Origin of the sequence: Streptomyces lancefieldiae (genome assembly GCF_031845825.1) — a bacterium.
Classification (GTDB): Bacteria; Actinomycetota; Actinomycetes; order Streptomycetales; family Streptomycetaceae; genus Streptomyces; species Streptomyces lancefieldiae.
Window position 1 is genome coordinate 1 of record NZ_JAVRFH010000014.1, and the last position, 19,037, is coordinate 19,037.

Here is a 19,037-nt window from a genome sequence, read left to right on the forward strand (position 1 = left end):
ACCAGCAACACCGAACGCACCGCAGCCCTGACAGACTTCCTGCACACCTACAACCACCACCGCTGCCACACCGCACTCGGCGGCAAGCCACCCATCAGCCGTGTGAACAACGCTGCGGGTCAATACACCTAGGCTGACCGAATGCTCAGCCCAGAAGGCCCCACCCTGCGCGAACTCGCCGTCCAGGCGCTGTCGTCGGTCGAGCGCGGCTACGACCTGCTCGCCCCGAAGTTCGACCACACCCCGTACCGGACGTCGGACCGGGTGCTCGACGCCGTGGCCTCGGCACTGGCGTCGATGGGGCCGTTCGACGCCGGGCTCGACCTGTGCTGCGGCACCGGCGCGGGCGTGGACGTGCTGTCCCGGGTCTGCCGGGAGAGCGTGACGGGTGTCGACTTCAGCGCGGGCATGCTGGCCGTCGCGCGCGAACGCGTCGAGCCCCAGGGCCCGGCGGTCTCCTGGGTACGCGCGGACGCCCGCGCCCTGCCGTTCGGTCCGGTGTTCGACCTGGTGGTGAGCTTCGGGGCGTTCGGGCACTTCCTGCCCCGCGAGCTGCCGGGCCTGTTCGACCAGGTGCGCTCCGTGCTGCGGCCGGGCGGCCGCTTCGCCTTCCCCGTCGTCGCGCCGCCCCGACCCGGCTCCCCGGGGTACTGGACGCTGCTGGGCTTCGACGCCGCGATGCGGGTGCGCAACGCGCTGTGGCGGCCGCCGTTCGTCATGTACTACCGGACGTTCCGGCTGGGTGACGTGGGGCGTGGGCTGGCGCGCGCCGGTTTCCGTACGGACCTGTACGCCCTGCCGGAGTTCGGGCGCCGTCCCGACGGCAGCCCGCGCGTCCGGCTGGTGGTGGCGGGGCGCCTGCCGTAGGCGCTGTGGTCGCCTTCCCGTCTGCCGAGCGACGCCCGGCGCGCGCTCGGAGCCGGGCCACCCTCGGCAGAGCCCCGCGCGTACCCCCGTTCAGTGCGCCGCGGGCTGCGTGAACTCGTAGACCAGCGCGTCCTGTCGGGCGTCCACGAGGAGGTCCGTGATCTCCAGCGGCCGCGTGTACTGGTCGTGCACCCGCCGGACGACCCGGACCGACGGTGTGTCCGCGAGCCGGGTGATCGTGTCGCGGTGATGCAGCGTCAGGCCCGCCCTGCGCATCCAGTCGTAGGCCCGCCGGAGCTGCGCCGAGGCGGCGCCGTCGGCGCGCCCGCGGTACCGGGCGAGCTCCTCGACCTCGGCGAGCGCCACCGCGGAGAACGAGGTCACGGCCGTCCGCCGGCCGCTTCCGTCGGCGGTCGCGGACGCGTAACGGTGCACCAGGGTCGGCCGGCCCGGCGCCAGCCCCAGCGCCGCGGCGTGCTCCGGCGGCGGCGCCTCCCAGGCGACGGTCGCCCGGTCGCCGGTGCGGGGCTCCGCCGGGCGGGCACCGACCGGGAAGGTCAGGGAGGCCGGGCTCTGGGCCGGTGCCCCGGGAAGGGTGGCGTGGCTGCCCCGCCGGTCGGTGGCGAGGAGGCCGTCCCGGCGCAGCACCTCCAGGGCCTGCCGAACGGTCTCGCGGCTCGCCCCGAAGTGCTGGGCCAGCCGGCGCTCGCCCGGCAGTCGTTCGCCGGGCGGGACGGTTCCGTCGCGCAGCTCGCCGAGCAGTTGTGCCGCCACCCGCCAGTACAGGGGCTGTCCGTCGGCGTGGGGGTGGTCGTGCGGGGTGGTGGTGCGGGCCATGCCGCGCCCTCCTGTTGGTGACGTACGGTAGCCGCGCGGGCTCGGTGCGCCACCAGGATTATCATTGGTCTAAACCACGAGGGAAGAGTGGCCCGCCGGTTCGGCCGAAACACCCCTGCGCCTCCGTAGCCGTCCACCGGTCCGGCGCCGTCCGCAAGACGCTCACCAGGCGCTCACAACACGCTGTACAGGGCGTCCACCAGCGCCGTCTTCCGCGGGTCGTCGGCGATGTGCGGCCCCATCCGGTTCATCACGTAGCCGAGCGACACCCCGGCCTCCGGATCCGCCAGCCCGCAGGAGCCGCCGAAGCCGTCGTGTCCGAAAGCGCGCGGGTTGGGGCCGTAGGAGCCGTTGGGGCCGCTGAGCCACAGCCCGAGACCGGCCTCGGTCTCGTGCGCGAACCCGGCGCCGAGGACGAGGTCGCGGCAGGGCCCCTGCCCCTCGCGCACCCGCTCGGCGGCCTCGGGGGAGAGCACGCGCCGGCCGCCGTACGACCCCCGGCCCGCGAGGATCCCGTACAGCGCGGCGACGGCCCGCGCGGTGCCGTGCCCGTTCGCCGCCGGGATCTCGGCGGCCCGCCAGGCGGCACTGTTGGCCTCCGTGGCGCCCACCGGGGGATTGGCGAGGGCGGCCAGCGCCGCGGGCGGCAACCGGTCGAGACCCGCGGCCCGTTCGCCGTCGGAGCCGACGCGCGGATGCACCAGCTCGGCCGCCCGGCCCGACTCCTCTTCGGGCAGGCCGACGGTGAAGTCGATTCCTAGCGGCCCGGTCACCTCCCGCTCCAGAAAGGCGCCGGGCAGCAGCCCCGACACCCGCCGCACGATCTCCCCGACCAGGAAGCCGTAGGTGATCGCGTGATAGCCGGACCTGGTACCCGGCTCCCACCAGGGCTCCATCGCCGCGAGCCGTTCGGTCGTCAGCCGCCAGTCGTACAGTTGCGCCGCCGAGTGCGGCTCCCGCAGGCCGCAGAGGCCGGCCCGGTGCGAGAGCAGATGCCGTACGAGCACCTTCTCCTTGTCCGCCGCGGCGAACTCGGGCCAGTACACGGCAACCGGTGCGTCGAGGTCGAGCAGTCCGCGGTCGGCGAGGACATGGGCGCACAGGGCCGTCGGGCCCTTGGAAGTCGACCACACGTTGACCAGCGTGTCCCGCTCCCACGGCCGGACGCGTGCCGCGTCCGCCCATCCGCCCCACAGGTCCACCACCGTCGTGCCGTCGACGGTGACGGTCACCGCGGCGCCCAGTTCTCCGCGGTTTCGGAAGTTCTCCTCGAACGCCGTACGCACCGCGGCGAAGCGGGTGTCGCAGTGGCCGTGAACCTGTGCCTCGTGCTTCGCCATGGGCCCTCCGTCGTACGCCGGCAGCCGGGCCGCGACGGTGCGGCCCGGCTGTCCGAACATACCGACTGGTCGGACCGGAGGGAAGCCCGTCGGGGTGACCGAGGGGGCCGGCGGGACGGTCGGCCCGCCGCACTCAGAGGTACGAGCGCAGCCAGCGCAGCTTGGCCGCCTCCTGGAAGGGCCCGCCGCCCTCGTGGTCGTTGAAGTCGTACACCTCGATCGCCTTGTCGTCGTGCGCCCAGGCGTTGAACGCCGCGAAGACGGTCGACGGCGGGCAGGTCTGGTCCTCCAGGGCCGCCGAGAACAGGGCGGGCGCCCGGCCGCGCGCCGCGAAGTGCACGCCGTCGAAGTAGGACAGCGTGCGCAGCGCGTCCTCGGTGCGGCCGCGGTGCGTCTTCAGGTACAGGCCGATCTCCCGGTAGGGGTGCCGGTCGGTGAGCTTGGTCGCGCGCGGGAAGTCGCAGAGGAACGGTACGTCCGGTGCGACGGCCGTCAGGTCCGGGACCAGGCCGCCGACGGCGATCGTGATGCCACCGCCCTGGCTCCCGCCGAGGGCGACCGTGCGCGTGGGGTCGGTCAGCGGGTGCGAGCGGGCCGCCTCCACGGCGCGCACGGCGTCGGTGAAGACACGGCGGTAGTAGTAGTGCTCGGGGGCGTCCAGGCCGCGGGTCATGAAGCCCGGGTACGCGGGCGTACCGCCGACCGGGTCCGCGGTCCCGCCACCGCCGCCCCAGGCGCTGCCCTGGCCGCGGGTGTCCATCACGAAGTGCGCCCGGCCCGTGGACGCCCACAGCAGGTGCTCGTGCGGCAGTCCGCGCCCGCCGCCGTAGCCGACGAACTCCACGAGCAGCGGCAACGGCTCCTCGGCCGCGGCGGGCAGCCTCAGCCAGCCCTTCACCGGGTGACCGCCGAACCCGGCGAACGTCACGTCGTACACACGCACCGTGGACAGCCCGGTGTCGACCGGTTCGAAGCGGGCGTCCAGATCGTGCGCGCGGGCCTCCTCGAGCGTCTTGTTCCAGAACGCGTCGAAGTCCTCGGGCTCGGCCGACGCACTGCGGTACGCGCGGAGTTCGTCGAGCGGAAGGTCGAACAGGGCCATCGAGAACCGCCTTTGCGGAGGGGACAGTGCCGGACCGTACGGGTGATCACACCGTACGTGAATGGTCGGAGGACTCGCCAGATCCCCACCGGGTGCGGCTGGGGGTTCGGGCGTGGTTCTCGGCGGCGTTCGATCCGTCGAACCGCAGGTCAGGATGGTGGGTCCGCTCCTCGTACGCGGACGCGGGAGGCAATGGCCCGTCATGGGCCAGGGCCAGGTGGTCGGGTCACCGGCACCGCTGTCACGCCCGGCGGTGCGTCCAGTGCGGCTCGGTGAGGGCCCAGTCGCGGTCCCACTCGGCCATCCGGCGCCACAGGGCCATCCTGCGTACGGCGCAGTGTGCGAGGAGGACGGGCAGCGCCGCCCCGAACGTGGTGAAGGCGCCGATGGTGACGCTGTGCTGCCACACCATGGAGTCGCCCGCGGGCGGCGGCACGCTCCGGCCATGGGGATCCAGCCACACGTCGACCCTGTCACCGTGCCGGGTGCCGGCCGGGACCCGGGCGGTGGTGCTCCACTCGGCGCCGTCCGGCGTGCTCCAGTGGACGGTCGCGCGGTACGAGTGCTGCGGATTGCCCTGGACCGACGGCATTGTTCCGGGGGCTCCGCCGACCACCTCGGCGCGGACGTGGTGGCGCTCGGCACGCTGTTCCGCCACGACCGCCTGTGCCTGGCCGTGGCTCCACCAGGCCGTGGCGGCGCCCAGCAGCGGTGCTCCCAGGAAGAGCAGGAGGGCGACCGCCAGTACCGTCCACGCCTCCACGACGTCCGACCGGCGTCGCAGCGGATTGCGCCGCCAGCGCCAGCCGCGTACCCGGGTTCGCATGTCGACCTCCTCGCGATCACCGCGACCGGAGGGTCGGACGGACGGCCGTACGGGGTCGGGGGCCGCCGTGTCTCCGCGTCGCGCCACGCGTGCGAGTGCTCGCACAGGTCTGGTACCCCGCCCGGCGGGCCTCGCCACCGTGTCGTCCGTCCCGAAATGGTCGTCCACCCCGAAACACCGGAGACGACCACCTCGCGCCGCGGGACAGGTGCCCGGCGGGCGCCGGGGAAACCCGGCCCGGGCACCGGCGGGGCCCGGGCCGCCAGGGCGTCGAACAGCCGCGGGTGCGGAGAGGCGGGGCCGCTGTCGCCTCCGGCGGACGAGATGGCGGACGGCCGGGGGCGACGGCGGTGGGGCGGCGGGGGCAGGGGCGTCGTGCGTGGTCGCCCGGGTCCGTGACGCGGGAGCTCTGCACCGGCCCGGTCGAGAGGCCGGCCGGCGACGGCGGGGGCTCGCGGGGGCCCGGCCGTGCGTTCGCGGAGCGGTTCGGCGGCGCCGCCCGCCGGGGTGGTCAGCCGAAGCGTTCGATCCGGATGCGGTGCACCGGCTGACCGGCCGCCACGAGCAGCCGAGAGGCATGTTCCGCGAAGGAGTTGGAGCCGCACACATAGGCCTCCCAGCCCCCGGCGGGCGGCGCGGACAGGAACGGTGCCAGGTGCGCGGCCGTCATCCGGCCCACGGGCGTCCCGTCCGGCGCGCTCCGGGTGAACACCGGCGTCGTCTCCGCGCCGAACTCGCGCGCGTAGATCAACTCCTCGGGACTGCGCGCGGACACCAGCAGCCGCAGCGGCACCGACAGCCCCAGCGCCCGGTGGTGCCGCACCATCGACATCAGCGGAACGACGCCGGAACCCGCGCCCAGCAGCAGGGCGGGCCGGTCGCCCGGCCAGGCGAAGAAGCCGCTCAGCGGGCCGCGCACCTCGATCCGGTCGCCGGGCCGGGCGACCGTGTGGAACCAGCCGGACACCTCGCCGTCCGCGACATGGTCGAGGGTCAGCTCGATGTGCCCGGAGTCGTCCGGCGCGGAGGCCAGCGAGTAGTGGCGCTGGGCCACGTACCCGTCCTCGGCGGTCAGCCGCAGCATCAGGTGCTGGCCGGGCAGGTGGCCCGCCCAGTCGGGCACCGCGAACCGGAAGGTGGAGGCGCGGGGCGTCTCCCGGCGGATCTCGGTGAGCGTGGCGGTCTGCCACGCTCCGGCCACCTGCCCGTCCACCTCGATGCGCCCGGGCACGGCGAACCGCGTCGGGGGAGTGAAGGCCGCTGCCGTGTGCGTCGCTGTCTCAGTCACCGGAGTACCGCTGCTCCTGCCAGGGGTTGCCGCGCGCGTGGTAGCCGTTGCGTTCCCAGAAGCCCGGCTCGTCGTGGTCGAGGAGCTCCAGGCCCGCGATCCACTTGACGCTCTTCCAGAAGTACAGGTGCGGCACCACCAGCCGCGCCGGACCGCCGTGTTCGGGGGCGAGGGGCTGCCCGTCGTACTCCCGCACGATCCAGGCGCGCCCGCCGGTCAGGTCCGCGAGCGGCAGGCCCGCGGTGTAGCCGGTGTGCGCGTACGCGACGGCGTGCGTGGCGGACGGCAGCGGACCCACCGCGTCCAGGAAGGCGTCCAGGGACACGCCCCCGAACCGCACCCCGAACTTCGACCAGCCGGTCACGCAGTGGATGTCGCCCGCGTACGCCGATGCCGGGAGCCGGTGGGCCTCGGCCCAGTCCCAGGTGCGGGGCTCGGCCACCAGCCCGCCCACGCGGAAGGTCCAGTCGGCGGGCGACAGGTCGGGCGTGACCTCGGCGGACAGCACGGGCCAGTCCTCGCCGGCGTCGTACTGGCCGGGCGGCAGCCCCGGCCGGGCGGCGCGGGGGCGCCCGGTGAAGCCTCGTGTGGTGTTCATGCGATGGGGCCTTTCGGGCCGCCGCGGAGAGGATGCCCGCGGGCGGCGTGATCAGTGCGTACGCGGTCAACCGTACGTGCCCCGCGCGCCGGCCGCGGACCCCCGACCGGCTCAGGCCTCGCCGGGTTCCGCTCCCGACCACGCGATGTACCGCTCCAGATACGCGGCGAAGCGGATCAGGTCCTCCTCGGGCCAGTCCGCGAGCCGCTCCCGGAACGCCGTCCGGCGGCTCCCGGTGACCTGGGCCAGGACGCGTCGCCCGGCCTCCGTCAGGTGCAGGACCTGGACGCGGTGGTTCTCGGGGTCGACGCGCCGCTCGACGAGCTCGGCCCGCTCCAGGGCGGCCACCTGGCGGCTGACGGTGGACTTGTCCAGGGCGTAGTGGGCGGCCAGGTCGGTGGCCCGGCAGCCGCCCCGCTCCGCCAGGTGTCCGAGCAGCGTGTACGACACCAGGGACAGCTCCGGGTGCGTGCGTCCCGCCGAGGCGCGGGCGCGGCGGGCGAAGGCCGTCATCTCGCGCTGGATGGTCTCCACGGCCGCCTCCGGCGACGAGCCGCCGGAGGTGACGGTCCTCTCATCGGGCATCTCGGCTGTCGTCACGGGTCCTCCTCCACCGGTGGTTGTGTAGCGCAACTTGAAGCAAGGGTTGTATATGCCAGCCATTTGGGAACGGCGCCGGCTTCGTCGAGGGCGCTTGCAGCCTGCTGTACTTCGAGGGCGACGGACTCGGCCGCGGCGTCTGGACGCTGGTCGCCTGGCTGCTGCTCGGCCTCGTCGCGACGGCGGCCGCCGCCCTCCGCGAGCGTGCCGCGGAGCCCGCCCCGGTCACCGCCCCCGGGCACGCGAGGCCGGACGAGCGGAAGGCCGTGTCCGGGGCCGAGCCGGAAGCGGAGGAGGAGGCCGAGGAGAGCGTCGGCGTCTGATCGTTGGGGTAGTGTGACCGTCGGCCGCGGACAGTCCCGGCCGACGGACGCCTGGGAGGTGAGACCCATTACCGCTGTGTCGGCCCGGGTGCTCTCACCTCACGGCAGTGCGGTCCCCGGCAACGGGTGACCATGAGAGCGCCCTTCGGTTCCCGAAAGGCTCTCGGCTTCCATGCCCGTACCGTTCCACGAGTCCCCCTCGCCCTCCCGTCTGTCCTCGCGGTCCTCTTCTCCGTCTTCTCCGTCTCCTGACTCCGTCGTGGCCGCGCTCCGCGCCGCGGGCTGTGTCTTCGCCGAGGACGAGGCGGCACTTCTCCTCGCCGCCGCCCGCACCGCCGAGGAGCTGACCGCCCTGGTGGACCGGCGCGTCAGCGGTCTGCCCCTCGAACTCGTCCTGGGCTGGGCCGAGTTCCACGGCCTGCGCATCGCCGTGGCCCCCGGTGTCTTCGTCCCCCGCCGTCGCACCGAGTTCCTGGTGGCCGAGGCCCTCGCCCACGCGCCGGACGCGGCCGTCGTCGTGGACCTGTGCTGCGGCTCCGGCGCCGTCGGCGCGGCCCTGGCCGCCGCGCTCGACCGGCCCGAGGTGCACGCCGTGGACGTCGACCCGGCAGCCGTGCGCTGCGCCCGCGGCAACCTCGCGGACGCCGGCGGGCGGGTGTACGCCGGGGACCTGTTCGACGCACTGCCCGACGCGCTGCGCGGCCGGGTGGACATCCTCGCGGCCAACGTGCCGTACGTCCCGACCGGCGAAGTCGCCCTGCTGCCCGCCGAGGCCCGTGACCACGAGCCGCTGGTCGCCCTCGACGGCGGCACCGACGGCCTCGACGTGCTGCGCAGGGTCGCCGCCGAGGCGTCCCGCTGGCTCGCGCCCGGCGGCTGCCTGCTGGTCGAGACGAGCGAACGCCAGGCGCCGGCGGCCGTCGACGCCTTCGACCGCGGCGGCCTGACGACCCGCCTCGCCGTCTGCGAGGAGCTGTACGCGCACGTGGTGATCGGCGTCAGGGACTGACCGCACCCCGGTGCGTCACGACGGCGGCGTGGCCCGGGCGATGAGCAGGGCCACGTCGTCGGAGTTCTCCGGCTCGTGCAGGGTGCGCAGGAGCAGGTCGCAGACCTCCTCCAGGGGGCGGTCGGGTCCCTCCAGCACGGCCAGGAGGGCGTCCAGCCGCTCGTCGAGCGGATGCCGGCGCGTCTCCACGAGACCGTCCGTGTAGAACACCAGCCGGTCGCCCGGGTCCAGGTCGACGGTGGTGGTGGAGAAGGCGACGCCGCCCACCCCCAGCGGCACCCCGGTGGGCAGGTTCAGCAGCTCCGGCGGACGGCCGGCGCGTAGGCGGACCGGGGGCAGGTGCCCGGCGTTGCCGATCCGGCACTGCCGTCGGTGCGGGTCGTGGACGGCGTAGACGCAGGTGGCGATGGCCTGGTCCAGACCGGCCGTGGTCCGGTCGAGGTGCTCCAGCAGGAGCGCGGGGTCGAGTTCGAGGGCGGCCAGGGTGTTCGTCGCGGTCCGCAGCCGGCCCATGGAGGCCGCCGCCACGATGCCGCTGCCCATCACGTCGCCCACCACGAGCGCGGTCTTGCAGCCCTCGAGCGGGATCACGTCGAACCAGTCGCCGCCGATCTCGCTGGTGGCCTCGGCGGGCTGGTAGCGGGAGGCGACCTCCAGCCCGCCCGTCACCGGCGGATGGCTGGGCAGCAGACTGCGCTGGAGGGTGAGGGCGGAGTTGCGGGCGCTCTGGTACCAGCGGGCGTTGTCGATCTGCAGCGCCGCACGGGCGGCCAGCTCCCTGGCCAGCAGCAGGTCGTTCTCGTCGAACGGGAGGGGATTGCCGATCCGTTTGAGGTCCAGGGCGCCGAGCACCTCACCCCGCGCGATCAGCGGCACGGCCAGGTAGGACCGCACCCCCGCCCGGCGCAGCAGCTCGGCCGCCTCCGGCGAGCGGGCGATGCGGGGCACGTCCCCCTCCGTCACCCGCGCCACCATCACCGGCCGCCCGGTGCGCACGCACTCGGTGACCAGGCGGTCCGGGCCGTACCGGGCGACCTGCCCGGGCGGATCGACAGCGAGCAGGGCCTGAGGGGCGTCGTCGCCCGCCTGTACGGCCAGCGCACGGATCACCGCGGGCTCGGCCGGACCCAGGGCACTGCGCCGGCCCTGCACCACGGACTCCAGCAGATCCACGGCCGCGATGTCGGCGAGGTCCGGCACGGCCACGTCGGCCAGTTCGTGCGCCGTACGGTCCAGCTCCAGCGTGGTGCCGATCCGCGCGGACGCGTCCGCCACGGCGGCGAGCCGGCGCCGGGCGGCCTCGGCCTCCACGCCCGCCCGGTACTGCTCGGTGACGTCCATGACCGAGGTGGCCACGCCCAGTACGGTGCCGACGGCGTCCTCCAGCCGGTACAGCGAGACGGACCAGGTGCGGTCCTCGTCCGGGGCGGCGGGGGTCCGTCCGGTCGCGGACTGGTCGAGGACGGGCCGTCCCGTCTCCAGCACCCGGCACGCCGCCGCCTCCACGGCGTCGAGGTCCACCCGCGGCAGCACCTCCCGGAGTGTGCGGCCCACGAGGTCCTCGGCAGGGATGCCGTTGATCCGCTCCAGGGACGGGTTGACCGAGACGTACCGCAGACTCGTGTCCAGGACGGCCAGCCCGATCGGGGACTGCTGGATCACCCGCGTGGACAGCGCCACGTCCCACTCCAGCCGGCGTACGGTCGACTGGTCGGCCGCCAGCCCCAGCGCGTAGACGTCCCCCCGGTCGTCCAGCAGGCGCATGTTGCGGAACTCCACGAGCCGGGTGTCGCCGTCCTTGCGGCGGATGGGGAACGCCCCGGCCCAGCTCCGGCCGGTCTTCATGACCTCGGCGAACAGCTTCACGACCAGGTCGAGATGCTGCTCGTGGACCATGATGCGGGCGGCGTACTGCCCCAGCGCCTCCTGTGCGGAGTACCCGAACAACTCCTCGGCCTGAGGGCTCCACAGCACGATCCGCCCCTCGGCGTCCAGCACCACCGAGGCCACGTTCAGCACGTCGAGCAGCCCGCTGGGCCGCAGCGGTCCGCGCCGCGACGACGCGTCGCCCTCGAACCCGGCAGACCCGGCTGCACTCATCCCACGCCCCGCCTTCGCCGTTCCGCGCGGCACGCCCTTTTGCTGCCGACTCCTTTGTTCCCACGCGTTCACCGCGTACAGGGCCGCTTCCCCCGAGGCCTCGGCCGTCTCCCTCCAGCATCCCCCGGTACGGCGGTGACCGCTCCACGGAGCGCGGCTCCCGGTGGTGCGGAATTTGGTCTGTACATGCCTTCCCGGTCCCGCCAGACTGTGCGCCGAGAGCCCACCGCCCCGCTCACCCCCACCGAGGAGCCCTCATGCCCCTGCGTGCCCGGCAACGTTGTCACGCCGCCGTCCTGACCGGACTCGCCGCCCTCGCCCTCTGCCTGGCGGGCCCGGCCGCGGCGGCGGCCCCCGCCGCCGGCACCTGGACCGAGGTGGGCTCCGACCGGGCCGACCCGCTGACCGAGAGCCAGGGCCTGGCCTCGGTCGAGGTCCCGGCCGGCAGCCCCAACCGCTACACCGGCATCGGCACCATCCCGCTGGGCCTGAGCAGTCGCGGCTGGAACCACGTCGGCGACCCCGACACCTCCTACGACGGCCACTACGTCGAGCCGTACCAGCGGGACGACGGGAACACGAAGATGTTCCGCGTGCAGGCACCGGACGGCCGCTGGTCGGAGTACGTGCACACGCTGAGCGCGGGGGAGGCGTTGAACAACTCCTGGTCCGCCGTGTCCCCGGACGGCCAGTGGATGCTCACCGGCGAGTGGGGCACCATGAACCGGTTGCTCGTCTTCCCCACCCCCGGCGTCAACCCGTCCACCTCGCCCGGGGCGAACCTCCCGCAGGCCGCCACCGTCCACCTGGACCGCGCCGTGCGGGACGTCCAGGGCTGCGACTTCCTCGACGCGACCACGCTGCTGTGCTCCTCCGACGACCCGGCGGGCACCCTCTTCGGCATCACCAAGCCGCTGCTGAGGATCGACCTGTCCGCCGCGCCGAACGGCACCGCGGACGTCACCGGCCACGTCACCGCCCTGCGTCAGCTTCCCCTGCGCAGCGCCTGCTCCGGCGGCTTCGAGGCGGAGGGCATCGACTACGACCGCCGTACCGGCACCCTGCGCGTCATCGTCGTGTCGCCGGGCTTCTGCGTGCTGACGGACAGCAAGACCTATCGCTTCATCCTCGGCTGAGGCGGCCACGCGCGGCCCGCGCCGGTAGTGCTTCGCCGGAGGTGGTGCTTTTCTGGGGTTATGGGTGCGGTCTCCAGGGGCGTCGCAGCGCCCGTGGTGCCGCACCGCGGCCACGAGAGGAGCGATTGCGATGGACCGTGAGCGACTGCATCCGGAGTCCGTGTCGGTGGAGCTGAGCGGGTGCAGCAAGGAGGACGCGCGGACCGTGTTCGAGGCCCTGTGCACGTGCTTCTCGTCCGACCGGCGCAGGGACGAGGTGCCTCGGCTCTACGACGACGTGCGTCCCACCGTGTGGCTCGGCACCTTCGACGTGGCCGAGTCCCAGGGCGCGTGCGACCCCGCCCGGCTCGCGGCGTCCGTGGAGGCCGACGTGCAGGGCGGCTACTGGGCGATCGAGCGCTTCCGCACCACCCTGGACTCCCTGTTCACCGTGCACGACCTGAGCACGGCCTCCGGGGATCAGGAGCGAGAACTGCACGTGCGACTGGAGAGCCACTGAGAGGCACTGAGAGCCACTGAGAGGCGCTGAGGGCCACTGACCGAGCCACTGACCGGAACCCGTCGTGGGCCCGCTGTGTGCGACGCCACCTTATGCAACTAGTTGCATAAAAGGGCGGCCGTCCTCTACAACAGAGGCACGACACCGCGCACGGAGGGCCCGATGAGCCGTTACCCCCACCTGCTGAGCCCGCTCGACCTGGGCTTCACCACCCTGCCCAACCGGGTCCTGATGGGCTCCATGCACGTCGGCCTGGAAGAGGCCGAGCGCGGCTTCGAGCGCATGGCCGCCTTCTACGCCGCCCGGGCACGCGGCGGAGTGGGTCTGATCGTCACCGGCGGCATCGCCCCCAACGACGAGGGCCGCCCCTACCCGGGCGGCGCCCGGCTCACCACCGAGGCGGAGGCCGAGCAGCACCGGGTCGTCACCGACGCCGTGCACCGCGAGGGCGGCCGGATCGCCCTGCAGATCCTGCACTTCGGCCGCTACGCCTACCACCAGGACCTGGTCGCCCCGAGCCCGCTCCAGGCGCCGATCAGCCCCCACGTGCCCCGCGAACTGACGGACGCCGAGGTCGAGCGCACCATCGACGACTACGCGCGCACCGCCCGCCTCGCCCGCGAGGCCGGGTACGACGGTGTCGAGATCATGGGCTCCGAGGGCTACCTGATCAACGAGTTCATCGCCGCGCGGACCAACCACCGCACCGACCGCTGGGGCGGCTCGTACGAGAACCGGATGCGCTTCCCCGTCGAGATCGTCCGCCGGGTGCGCGAGGCGGTCGGCGAGGACTTCATCCTGATCTACCGCCTGTCCATGCTCGACCTGGTGCCCGGCGGCTCCACCCTCGACGAGGTGACCACCCTCGCCAAGGCCGTGGAGGCCGCCGGAGCCACCCTCATCAACACCGGCATCGGCTGGCACGAGGCCCGCATCCCCACCATCGCCACCTCCGTGCCGCGCGGCGCCTACACCTGGGTGACCCGGCGGCTGATGGGCGAGGTGAAGGTCCCGCTCGTCACCACCAACCGCATCAACACCCCGGAACTCGCCGAGCAGTTGCTCGCCGACGGAACGGCCGACATGGTGTCGATGGCCCGCCCGATGCTCGCCGACCCCGACTTCGTGGCCAAGGCCGCGGCGGGCCGCCCCGAGGCCATCAACACCTGCATCGGCTGCAACCAGGCCTGCCTGGACCACACCTTCGGCGGCAAGCTCACCTCCTGCCTGGTGAACCCGCGCGCCTGCCACGAGACCGAGTTGGTCCTCGCCCCGACCCGGCTGCGCAGGCGCGTCGCGGTCGTCGGCGCCGGACCGGCCGGGCTGGCCTGTGCGGTGAGCGCAGCCGAACGCGGCCACGAGGTCACGCTGTTCGACGCCGCAAGCGAGATCGGCGGCCAGCTGGGCGTCGCCCGCAAGGTCCCCGGCAAGCAGGAGTTCGACGAGACGCTGCGCTACTTCCGTACACAACTGAAGGCACACGGCGTCGACGTACGCCTGAACACCAGGGTCGGAGCCGACGACCTCGCCGACTACGACGAGGTCGTCGTCGCCACCGGGGTCACCCCGCGCACCCCCGAGATCCCGGGCGTCGACCACCCGAGCGTCCTCGGCTACCTCGACGTCCTGCGTGACGGCGCCCCCGTCGGCGACCGGGTCGCGATCCTCGGCGCCGGCGGCATCGGCTTCGACGTCGCCGAATACCTCACCGACGGCGGCGACAAGGCCCACGAGGACCCCGAGACGTACTTCCGCCGCTGGGGCGTCGACATGGACTACCGCGCGCCCGGCGGCCTCGCCGCCCCCGAGCGCCCGGCGCCGCCGCGCACGGTGCACCTGCTCCAGCGCAAGACCTCCAAGGTCGGCGCCGGCCTGGGGAAGACCACCGGCTGGATCCACCGCACCGAGCTGAAGCACCGCGGCGTCACCATGGTCCCGGGCGTGCACTACGACCGGATCGACGACGCCGGGCTGCACGTCACGATCGGCGACGAGTCCACGGTGCTGGAGGTCGACACCATCGTCCTGTGCACGGGCCAGGAGCCGAGCCGGGGCCTGTACGACGACCTGGTCGCCGCCGGGCGCAGCGCGCACCTCATCGGCGGCGCCGACGTGGCCGCCGAGCTGGACGCCAAGCGTGCCATCAAGCAGGGCACCGAGCTGGCGGCGGCGCTGTAGCGGGAGGGCCGGCCGTCCCTAGGATGAGCGCATGTCACTCCCGCACGCGATCCTCACCGCCCTGGTCGAAAAGCCGTCGTCGGGGCTGGAGCTGACCCGCCGGTTCGACAAGTCGATCGGCTACTTCTGGTCGGCGACGCACCAGCAGATCTATCGCGAGCTGGGAAAGCTGGAGGCGGACGGCCTGATCCGCGCGCTGCCGGCGCCGCAGCCGGCCCGCGGGCAGAAGAAGTCCTACGAGGTCCTGCCCGCGGGCCGCGACGAACTGGCCCGCTGGACCGCCGCCGCGCAGGATCCCAAGCCGCTGCGGGACACGATGCTGCTGCGGCTGCGGGCCGCGGCGGTCGTCGGCGCCACCGGCATCGAGGCGGACCTCCGGCGCCATCTGGAGCTGCACGAGCGTCAGTTGGCCGAGTACGAGGAGATCGAGAAGCGGGACTTCCCGCCCGGGAGCGACAGTACCGAGGACCGGCTGCGGCACCTGGTGCTGCGCGCCGGCATCGACCTGGAGACCTTCTGGACCCGGTGGCTCAGGCACGCGCTCGCGGAGTTCGCCGAGTTGCCCGGTGACGGGTCGCCCTGACGGCGTCGTGGCGCCCCGGGGTGCCGCTCGGCCCCGGTGCATCCCTCGCGCCGCCGAGATCGGGACCGCCCGGGCGAGGCGTTCCCCGCCCCGGTACTCCACCGGACGGACGTCATCCGCCCGCGCCCGTGGTCACCTCCCGCTCCGCCGAGAAGCCGCCCCAGGTGCCGTCGGCCAGCCTGGCTCTGATCCGCACCCGGTGGGTCACGCCGGCCTCCTGCCCCGCGTAGAAGCTGTACTCGGCCCGGTCGCGCGGCGCGTCGCCGCCGTAGACGAGTGACGTCGCCGGGTGGCCGTCCAGGTGCACCTGGTACTCGGTGACCGCACCGTCCGTGCGCGGCGGGACCCAGGTGAGGTCGATGTAGTACGCCCCGTCGGCGCGGTGGGACGTCGCGTGCAGGGCGGTGGGCGCGGTGGCCCGGCCGTCGTCGGAGCCCGGGGTGGTGAGCCGGACGACGGCACTGGCGGGGGAGAGGTTGTCGGCGGCGTCCCGCGCCCGGACCGTGAAGGCGTAGCGGGTGCCCGCGCGCAGCCCCGTGACGACGGCCGCCGTCTGACCGCCACCGACGCTGTGCACCTTCGTGCCGCCCTGGTGGATGTCGTACGACACCACCCCGCGGTCGTCGCTCGCGGCGGACCAGGTGAGCTGGGCCGCCCGGGCGCCCGCAGCCCGGCCCCGGACGTTCTGTGGGCGCGTCGGGGCGGAGTCGTCGGCGACGGCGTCCGGGGTGGTCGCCCGGACCTCCTGGCTCTGCGGCCCGAGCCGGCCGTCGGCGTCGCGGGCGCGCACCGTGAAGGCGTAGGCCGTCGAGGGGCGCAACCGGGTGAGGTCCACCATGCGGTCGGATGCCGGCACCTCCTTCACCACCGCGCCGCCGCGATACACCGCGTACGTCTCGGCCCCTTCGACCGTGTTCCACATCACGTGCACGGTCGTCGCACTGCCCGCCTCGGCGGTGACGCCCGTCGGTGCCCCGGGCAGTCCGCCGCCGCCGTCGTCCCCCACGCCCCAGCCGCAGGACGTGACCAGGACGAGTGTGCCGCAGAGCAGGGCGCAGCGGCGCAGGACGACACCGGGGGTGGGAACGGGAACGTCTCGCACGGCTCTGCCTCCCGGGACGGCGGCGCATCGACGGCAATGGTCCGGACCAATATGACGCCCGTGACGCGATCACATCAAGAGGGGCGTCGGTGACGGCCACCCGGGAGGATTACGTATGCTGAACCTCATCGCGGCCGAAGTCCCCTGACATGACGGGGAGTTCGTGCCGGTGGCGCGGACCGCTGTCGTCGCTGATGCCGCGCCGGCGTGGGCGGCCGGGCCGGCCGGACCCGGTGGAGGCCCGGTCTGCCCGCCCCCAGTCGCATGCCCGACGCACAACGCCCCGCACCGCGCGGGGGCGCCCCGGCTTGCACCGTCTGGCCTCATGGGAGGTGGCAGCGTGAGCGATTCGGGGACAGATGTGGCCGAGTGACCGTCCATGTCCCCCAGGAGAGGCCACATCGTGCGTGTCCAGTCGCTGACACTCGTCGCGGCCAGCGCCGCCCTGCTCGCCCCCACGACGTCCCCCGGCGCTCCGGCCCCGTCCCTGTCCCGCCCCCAGGTCCAGCTCCGGTCCGGCCACCAGCCCCAGACCGGACCGGCCCGCGCGGACAGGTCCGGTCCCCGGATCGGACCGGTGCCCGAACCCCAGGCCGGGACCGTTGCGCCGTCCCGGATCCGGCCCGGGGCCGAGACCGGCGCCGGGCCGAAGGAGAACCGGCGCGAGGGTCCCGTTCGCGCCGCCGACCTGCTGGCGAAGACGCGGGACTGCCACCCCGTCTCCCGCGGGCGCTACCGCAGCGACGCCGGAGCGCCGGCGGACATCCCGGTCTGCGGAACGAGGGGCGCCGTGTACTGGAAGGCCGACCTGGACATCGACTGCGACGGCCGGCCCGGCGACCACTGCAACAGCCGCACCGATCCGTACTTCAACCCCACCACCGCCTACCCCCAGTCGGACGGCCGCCCACTGGACGCCGAAAGCCTGCCCTACGTCGTCGTGCCCCAGCCGAGCGACATCTGGGATCACCGCAGGCACGACGTCCACGGCGGATCGGTGGCGGCCGTCGTCCACGGGGACCGGGTGCGGTACGCGGTCGTCGGTGACATCGGCCCCCGCGCCATCATCGGCGAGGCCTCCTACGCCGTCGCGCGGTCGCTCGGCATCCCGGCCGACCCGCACGGGGGCGGTGCCGCCTCCGGCGTGACGTACATCGTCTTCAAGGGCAGCGAGGTCGAGCCCATCGAGGACGAAGCGGCCGCCGAGAAGGCGGGAGAGCGGCTGGCGCGGGAGTTCCTGGGCGGCGACTGAACCACCGACGCCGCCACGCGCTCCGGACGCGGACCAGCCGCCGTCCCCCTCGACGAACACGTCTGCGACGCCGGCGATCCGCGCGGCCGTGTCCCACGCGGCGTCGCGCGCGACGGTCGTCCACCCTGCTGCGCGACACGCGCTTGACGCCCGCGCCAACGCCGAGACCGACACCGATACTGCGACGACGTGACGACGTGACGACGTGACGACGCGACGACGTGACGACGCGACGACGTGACGACACGGGCCGGCCGGCCGCGCCGCTGCACGCCGTCCTCGCAGGGGCGCGGCGCCCCGCACACGAGCGGGGCCGGGCGTCGGCGACGGCGGGACCGTCACCCCCGCCGCCACCCCGGCGCGCTAGGCCTTCCGGTAGGAGTACGCCTCCGCGGCCGCCGCCTCCACGGCCGCGATGTCCGCGCCAGTCGCGGCCGTGACGACCGCGGCCACCGCGCCCTCGACGAAGGGAGCGTCCACCAGAACGGTGTTCTCCGGAAGCTCGTCGCCCTCGGCGAGCAGCGCCTTGACGGTGAGGACCGCGCTGCCGAGATCGGTGAGGACGGCGACCCCCGCTCCCCGGTCCACGGACGCGGCGGCGGCCGAGACCAGCTCGGCGCTCGTACCGAACCCGCCGGACGCGGTCCCGCCCGCCGGTGCGACGGGCACCGCCACGCCACCGCCCGACAGGGCCTTCGCCAGCTCGGCCACGGAGGCGGCCACCTCGGCGCTGTGCGACACCAGCACGATCCCGACCAGGTTCACGTCACTCACCGGCCGCCTCCTCCAGTGCCGCCACGAGCAGCGCCGCCGAGGTGGCCCCGGGGTCCTGGTGCCCGATGCTGCGCTCGCCGAGATAGCTCGCCCTGCCCTTGCGGGCCTGCATCGGCGTGGTCGCGTCGGCCCCCTCCTCGGCCGCGGCGCGGGCCGCGGCGAACGAGTCACCGAGGGCGTCCACGGCCGGCACCAGGGCGTCGATCATGGTCGCGTCGCCCGGCGCGGCACCCCCCAGCGTGCGGACGGCGTCCACCCCCGTCCGCAACGCCGCGGCCAACTGCTCCGCGCTCACCTCTGCGGCATCTCCGAGCGCCTTGCCGGTACGGCGCAGCAGCGTCCCGTACAGCGGACCCGAGGCACCGCCGACCGTGGAGATGAGCTGACGCCCGGCGAGGACGAGAACCGCCCCGGGCGTGTCGGGTGCCTCCTTCTCCAGCGTGGCCGTCACGGCCGTGAAACCGCGCTGGAGATTGCTGCCGTGGTCGGCGTCGCCGATGGGCGAGTCGAGGGCGGTGAGCCGTTCCGCCTCACGGTCGACCAACGTCGCGGTCGCCGTCATCCAACGGCGGAAGAAGTCGGCGTCGAGCACTGGATCTCCTTGCCTGGTAGGTACGTTGTGA

The 19,037-nt window shown here is 74.0% G+C and carries 18 protein-coding genes and 1 pseudogene; 8 read left to right on the plus strand and 11 right to left on the minus strand.

All coding sequences use genetic code 11. The features are described 5' to 3' along the window. Together RM812_RS16285 and RM812_RS16290 are read left to right on the plus strand one after the other, a co-directional pair. Positions 1 to 132: pseudogene (locus RM812_RS16285) on the plus strand (IS481 family transposase); the annotation flags it as partial. A 9-nt stretch (positions 133 to 141) separates the two neighbouring features. Beyond that, a complete protein-coding gene (locus tag RM812_RS16290; protein WP_311573275.1) occupies positions 142 to 867 on the plus strand; it encodes a class I SAM-dependent methyltransferase in 726 nt (241 codons plus the stop codon). Between the two features lie 90 nt (positions 868 to 957). Here RM812_RS16290 and RM812_RS16295 read toward each other — a convergent pair whose 3' ends face one another. The 7 genes from RM812_RS16295 to RM812_RS16325 form a co-directional block, all read right to left on the minus strand. Beyond that, a complete protein-coding gene (locus RM812_RS16295; RefSeq protein ID WP_311573276.1) occupies positions 958 to 1,704 on the minus strand; it encodes a GntR family transcriptional regulator in 747 nt (248 codons plus the stop codon). Between the two features lie 173 nt (positions 1,705 to 1,877). Beyond that, positions 1,878 to 3,044 carry a serine hydrolase domain-containing protein gene (locus RM812_RS16300; RefSeq protein ID WP_311573277.1) on the minus strand — a complete coding sequence of 389 codons (1,167 nt, stop codon included), beginning with the start codon at positions 3,042 to 3,044 and terminating at the stop codon, positions 1,878 to 1,880. 133 nt (positions 3,045 to 3,177) lie between these two features. Further along, positions 3,178 to 4,146 (minus strand): acetylxylan esterase, encoded by a 969-nt coding sequence (locus RM812_RS16305; RefSeq protein WP_311573278.1) that lies wholly within the window; start codon positions 4,144 to 4,146, stop codon positions 3,178 to 3,180. A gap of 241 nt (positions 4,147 to 4,387) precedes the next feature. Further along, the gene (locus RM812_RS16310) at positions 4,388 to 4,972 is read right to left on the minus strand and encodes an Rv1733c family protein (protein WP_311573279.1); all 585 of its coding nucleotides are present in this window, start codon (positions 4,970 to 4,972) and stop codon (positions 4,388 to 4,390) included. Between the two features lie 511 nt (positions 4,973 to 5,483). Continuing rightward, on the minus strand, positions 5,484 to 6,203 hold the full coding sequence (locus RM812_RS16315; RefSeq protein WP_311573424.1) for a ferredoxin reductase: 720 nt from the start codon (positions 6,201 to 6,203) through the stop codon (positions 5,484 to 5,486). 49 nt (positions 6,204 to 6,252) lie between these two features. Further along, the gene (locus RM812_RS16320; RefSeq protein ID WP_311573280.1) at positions 6,253 to 6,858 is read right to left on the minus strand and encodes a sulfite oxidase-like oxidoreductase; all 606 of its coding nucleotides are present in this window, start codon (positions 6,856 to 6,858) and stop codon (positions 6,253 to 6,255) included. 111 nt (positions 6,859 to 6,969) lie between these two features. Next, on the minus strand, positions 6,970 to 7,443 hold the full coding sequence (locus RM812_RS16325; protein ID WP_311573425.1) for a MarR family winged helix-turn-helix transcriptional regulator: 474 nt from the start codon (positions 7,441 to 7,443) through the stop codon (positions 6,970 to 6,972). Positions 7,444 to 7,953: 510 nt separating this feature from the next. On the opposite strand from RM812_RS16325, the gene RM812_RS16335 reads away from it, so the two are divergent. Continuing rightward, on the plus strand, positions 7,954 to 8,790 hold the full coding sequence (locus tag RM812_RS16335) for a putative protein N(5)-glutamine methyltransferase (RefSeq protein ID WP_311573281.1): 837 nt from the start codon (positions 7,954 to 7,956) through the stop codon (positions 8,788 to 8,790). Positions 8,791 to 8,805: 15 nt separating this feature from the next. On the opposite strand, the gene RM812_RS16340 is transcribed toward RM812_RS16335, so the two are convergent. Next, the gene (locus RM812_RS16340; protein WP_311573282.1) at positions 8,806 to 10,890 is read right to left on the minus strand and encodes a SpoIIE family protein phosphatase; all 2,085 of its coding nucleotides are present in this window, start codon (positions 10,888 to 10,890) and stop codon (positions 8,806 to 8,808) included. A gap of 257 nt (positions 10,891 to 11,147) precedes the next feature. On the opposite strand from RM812_RS16340, the gene RM812_RS16345 reads away from it, so the two are divergent. The 4 genes from RM812_RS16345 (at position 11,148) to RM812_RS16360 (ending at position 15,286) form a co-directional block, all read left to right on the plus strand. Further along, a complete protein-coding gene (locus RM812_RS16345) occupies positions 11,148 to 12,026 on the plus strand; it encodes a hypothetical protein (protein WP_311573283.1) in 879 nt (292 codons plus the stop codon). Between the two features lie 130 nt (positions 12,027 to 12,156). Continuing rightward, positions 12,157 to 12,525 (plus strand): hypothetical protein, encoded by a 369-nt coding sequence (locus tag RM812_RS16350; protein ID WP_311573284.1) that lies wholly within the window; start codon positions 12,157 to 12,159, stop codon positions 12,523 to 12,525. A gap of 162 nt (positions 12,526 to 12,687) precedes the next feature. Next, a complete protein-coding gene (locus tag RM812_RS16355; protein ID WP_311573285.1) occupies positions 12,688 to 14,703 on the plus strand; it encodes an NADPH-dependent 2,4-dienoyl-CoA reductase in 2,016 nt (671 codons plus the stop codon). 31 nt (positions 14,704 to 14,734) lie between these two features. Further along, on the plus strand, positions 14,735 to 15,286 hold the full coding sequence (locus RM812_RS16360) for a PadR family transcriptional regulator (RefSeq protein ID WP_311573286.1): 552 nt from the start codon (positions 14,735 to 14,737) through the stop codon (positions 15,284 to 15,286). Between the two features lie 112 nt (positions 15,287 to 15,398). Here the strand turns inward: RM812_RS16360 and RM812_RS16365 are convergent, their stop codons facing one another. Further along, entirely contained in the window at positions 15,399 to 16,388 is a 990-nt protein-coding gene (locus RM812_RS16365) for a fibronectin type III domain-containing protein (RefSeq protein ID WP_311573287.1), read from the minus strand. Positions 16,389 to 16,791: 403 nt separating this feature from the next. Here RM812_RS16365 and RM812_RS16370 point away from each other — a divergent pair, with 403 nt between their 5' ends. Then, a complete protein-coding gene (locus RM812_RS16370) occupies positions 16,792 to 17,640 on the plus strand; it encodes a glycoside hydrolase family 75 protein (protein ID WP_311573288.1) in 849 nt (282 codons plus the stop codon). A 363-nt stretch (positions 17,641 to 18,003) separates the two neighbouring features. On the opposite strand, the gene RM812_RS16375 is transcribed toward RM812_RS16370, so the two are convergent. Beyond that, positions 18,004 to 18,414 (minus strand): PTS-dependent dihydroxyacetone kinase phosphotransferase subunit DhaM, encoded by a 411-nt coding sequence (locus RM812_RS16375; RefSeq protein ID WP_311573289.1) that lies wholly within the window; start codon positions 18,412 to 18,414, stop codon positions 18,004 to 18,006. Next, the gene (gene dhaL / locus RM812_RS16380) at positions 18,407 to 19,006 is read right to left on the minus strand and encodes a dihydroxyacetone kinase subunit DhaL (protein ID WP_311573290.1); all 600 of its coding nucleotides are present in this window, start codon (positions 19,004 to 19,006) and stop codon (positions 18,407 to 18,409) included. Before dhaL ends, RM812_RS16375 begins: the two co-directional genes overlap by 8 nt. Positions 19,007 to 19,037: the final 31 nt, after the last annotated feature.

Bases quoted from the DNA above. Each gene is read 5' to 3' on its own strand.
- RM812_RS16350 (WP_311573284.1), top strand. From the start codon at position 12,157: ATGGACCGTGAGCGACTGCATCCGGAGTCCGTGTCGGTGGAGCTGAGC.
- RM812_RS16300 (WP_311573277.1), bottom strand. From the start codon at position 3,044: ATGGCGAAGCACGAGGCACAGGTTCACGGCCACTGCGACACCCGCTTC.
- RM812_RS16325 (WP_311573425.1), bottom strand. From the start codon at position 7,443: ATGCCCGATGAGAGGACCGTCACCTCCGGCGGCTCGTCGCCGGAGGCG.
- RM812_RS16320 (WP_311573280.1), bottom strand. From the start codon at position 6,858: ATGAACACCACACGAGGCTTCACCGGGCGCCCCCGCGCCGCCCGGCCG.
- RM812_RS16355 (WP_311573285.1), top strand. From the start codon at position 12,688: ATGAGCCGTTACCCCCACCTGCTGAGCCCGCTCGACCTGGGCTTCACC.
- RM812_RS16335 (WP_311573281.1), top strand. From the start codon at position 7,954: ATGCCCGTACCGTTCCACGAGTCCCCCTCGCCCTCCCGTCTGTCCTCG.
- RM812_RS16295 (WP_311573276.1), bottom strand. From the start codon at position 1,704: ATGGCCCGCACCACCACCCCGCACGACCACCCCCACGCCGACGGACAG.
- RM812_RS16345 (WP_311573283.1), top strand. From the start codon at position 11,148: ATGCCCCTGCGTGCCCGGCAACGTTGTCACGCCGCCGTCCTGACCGGA.
- RM812_RS16310 (WP_311573279.1), bottom strand. From the start codon at position 4,972: ATGCGAACCCGGGTACGCGGCTGGCGCTGGCGGCGCAATCCGCTGCGA.
- RM812_RS16290 (WP_311573275.1), top strand. From the start codon at position 142: ATGCTCAGCCCAGAAGGCCCCACCCTGCGCGAACTCGCCGTCCAGGCG.
- RM812_RS16305 (WP_311573278.1), bottom strand. From the start codon at position 4,146: ATGGCCCTGTTCGACCTTCCGCTCGACGAACTCCGCGCGTACCGCAGT.
- RM812_RS16340 (WP_311573282.1), bottom strand. From the start codon at position 10,890: ATGAGTGCAGCCGGGTCTGCCGGGTTCGAGGGCGACGCGTCGTCGCGG.
- RM812_RS16360 (WP_311573286.1), top strand. From the start codon at position 14,735: ATGTCACTCCCGCACGCGATCCTCACCGCCCTGGTCGAAAAGCCGTCG.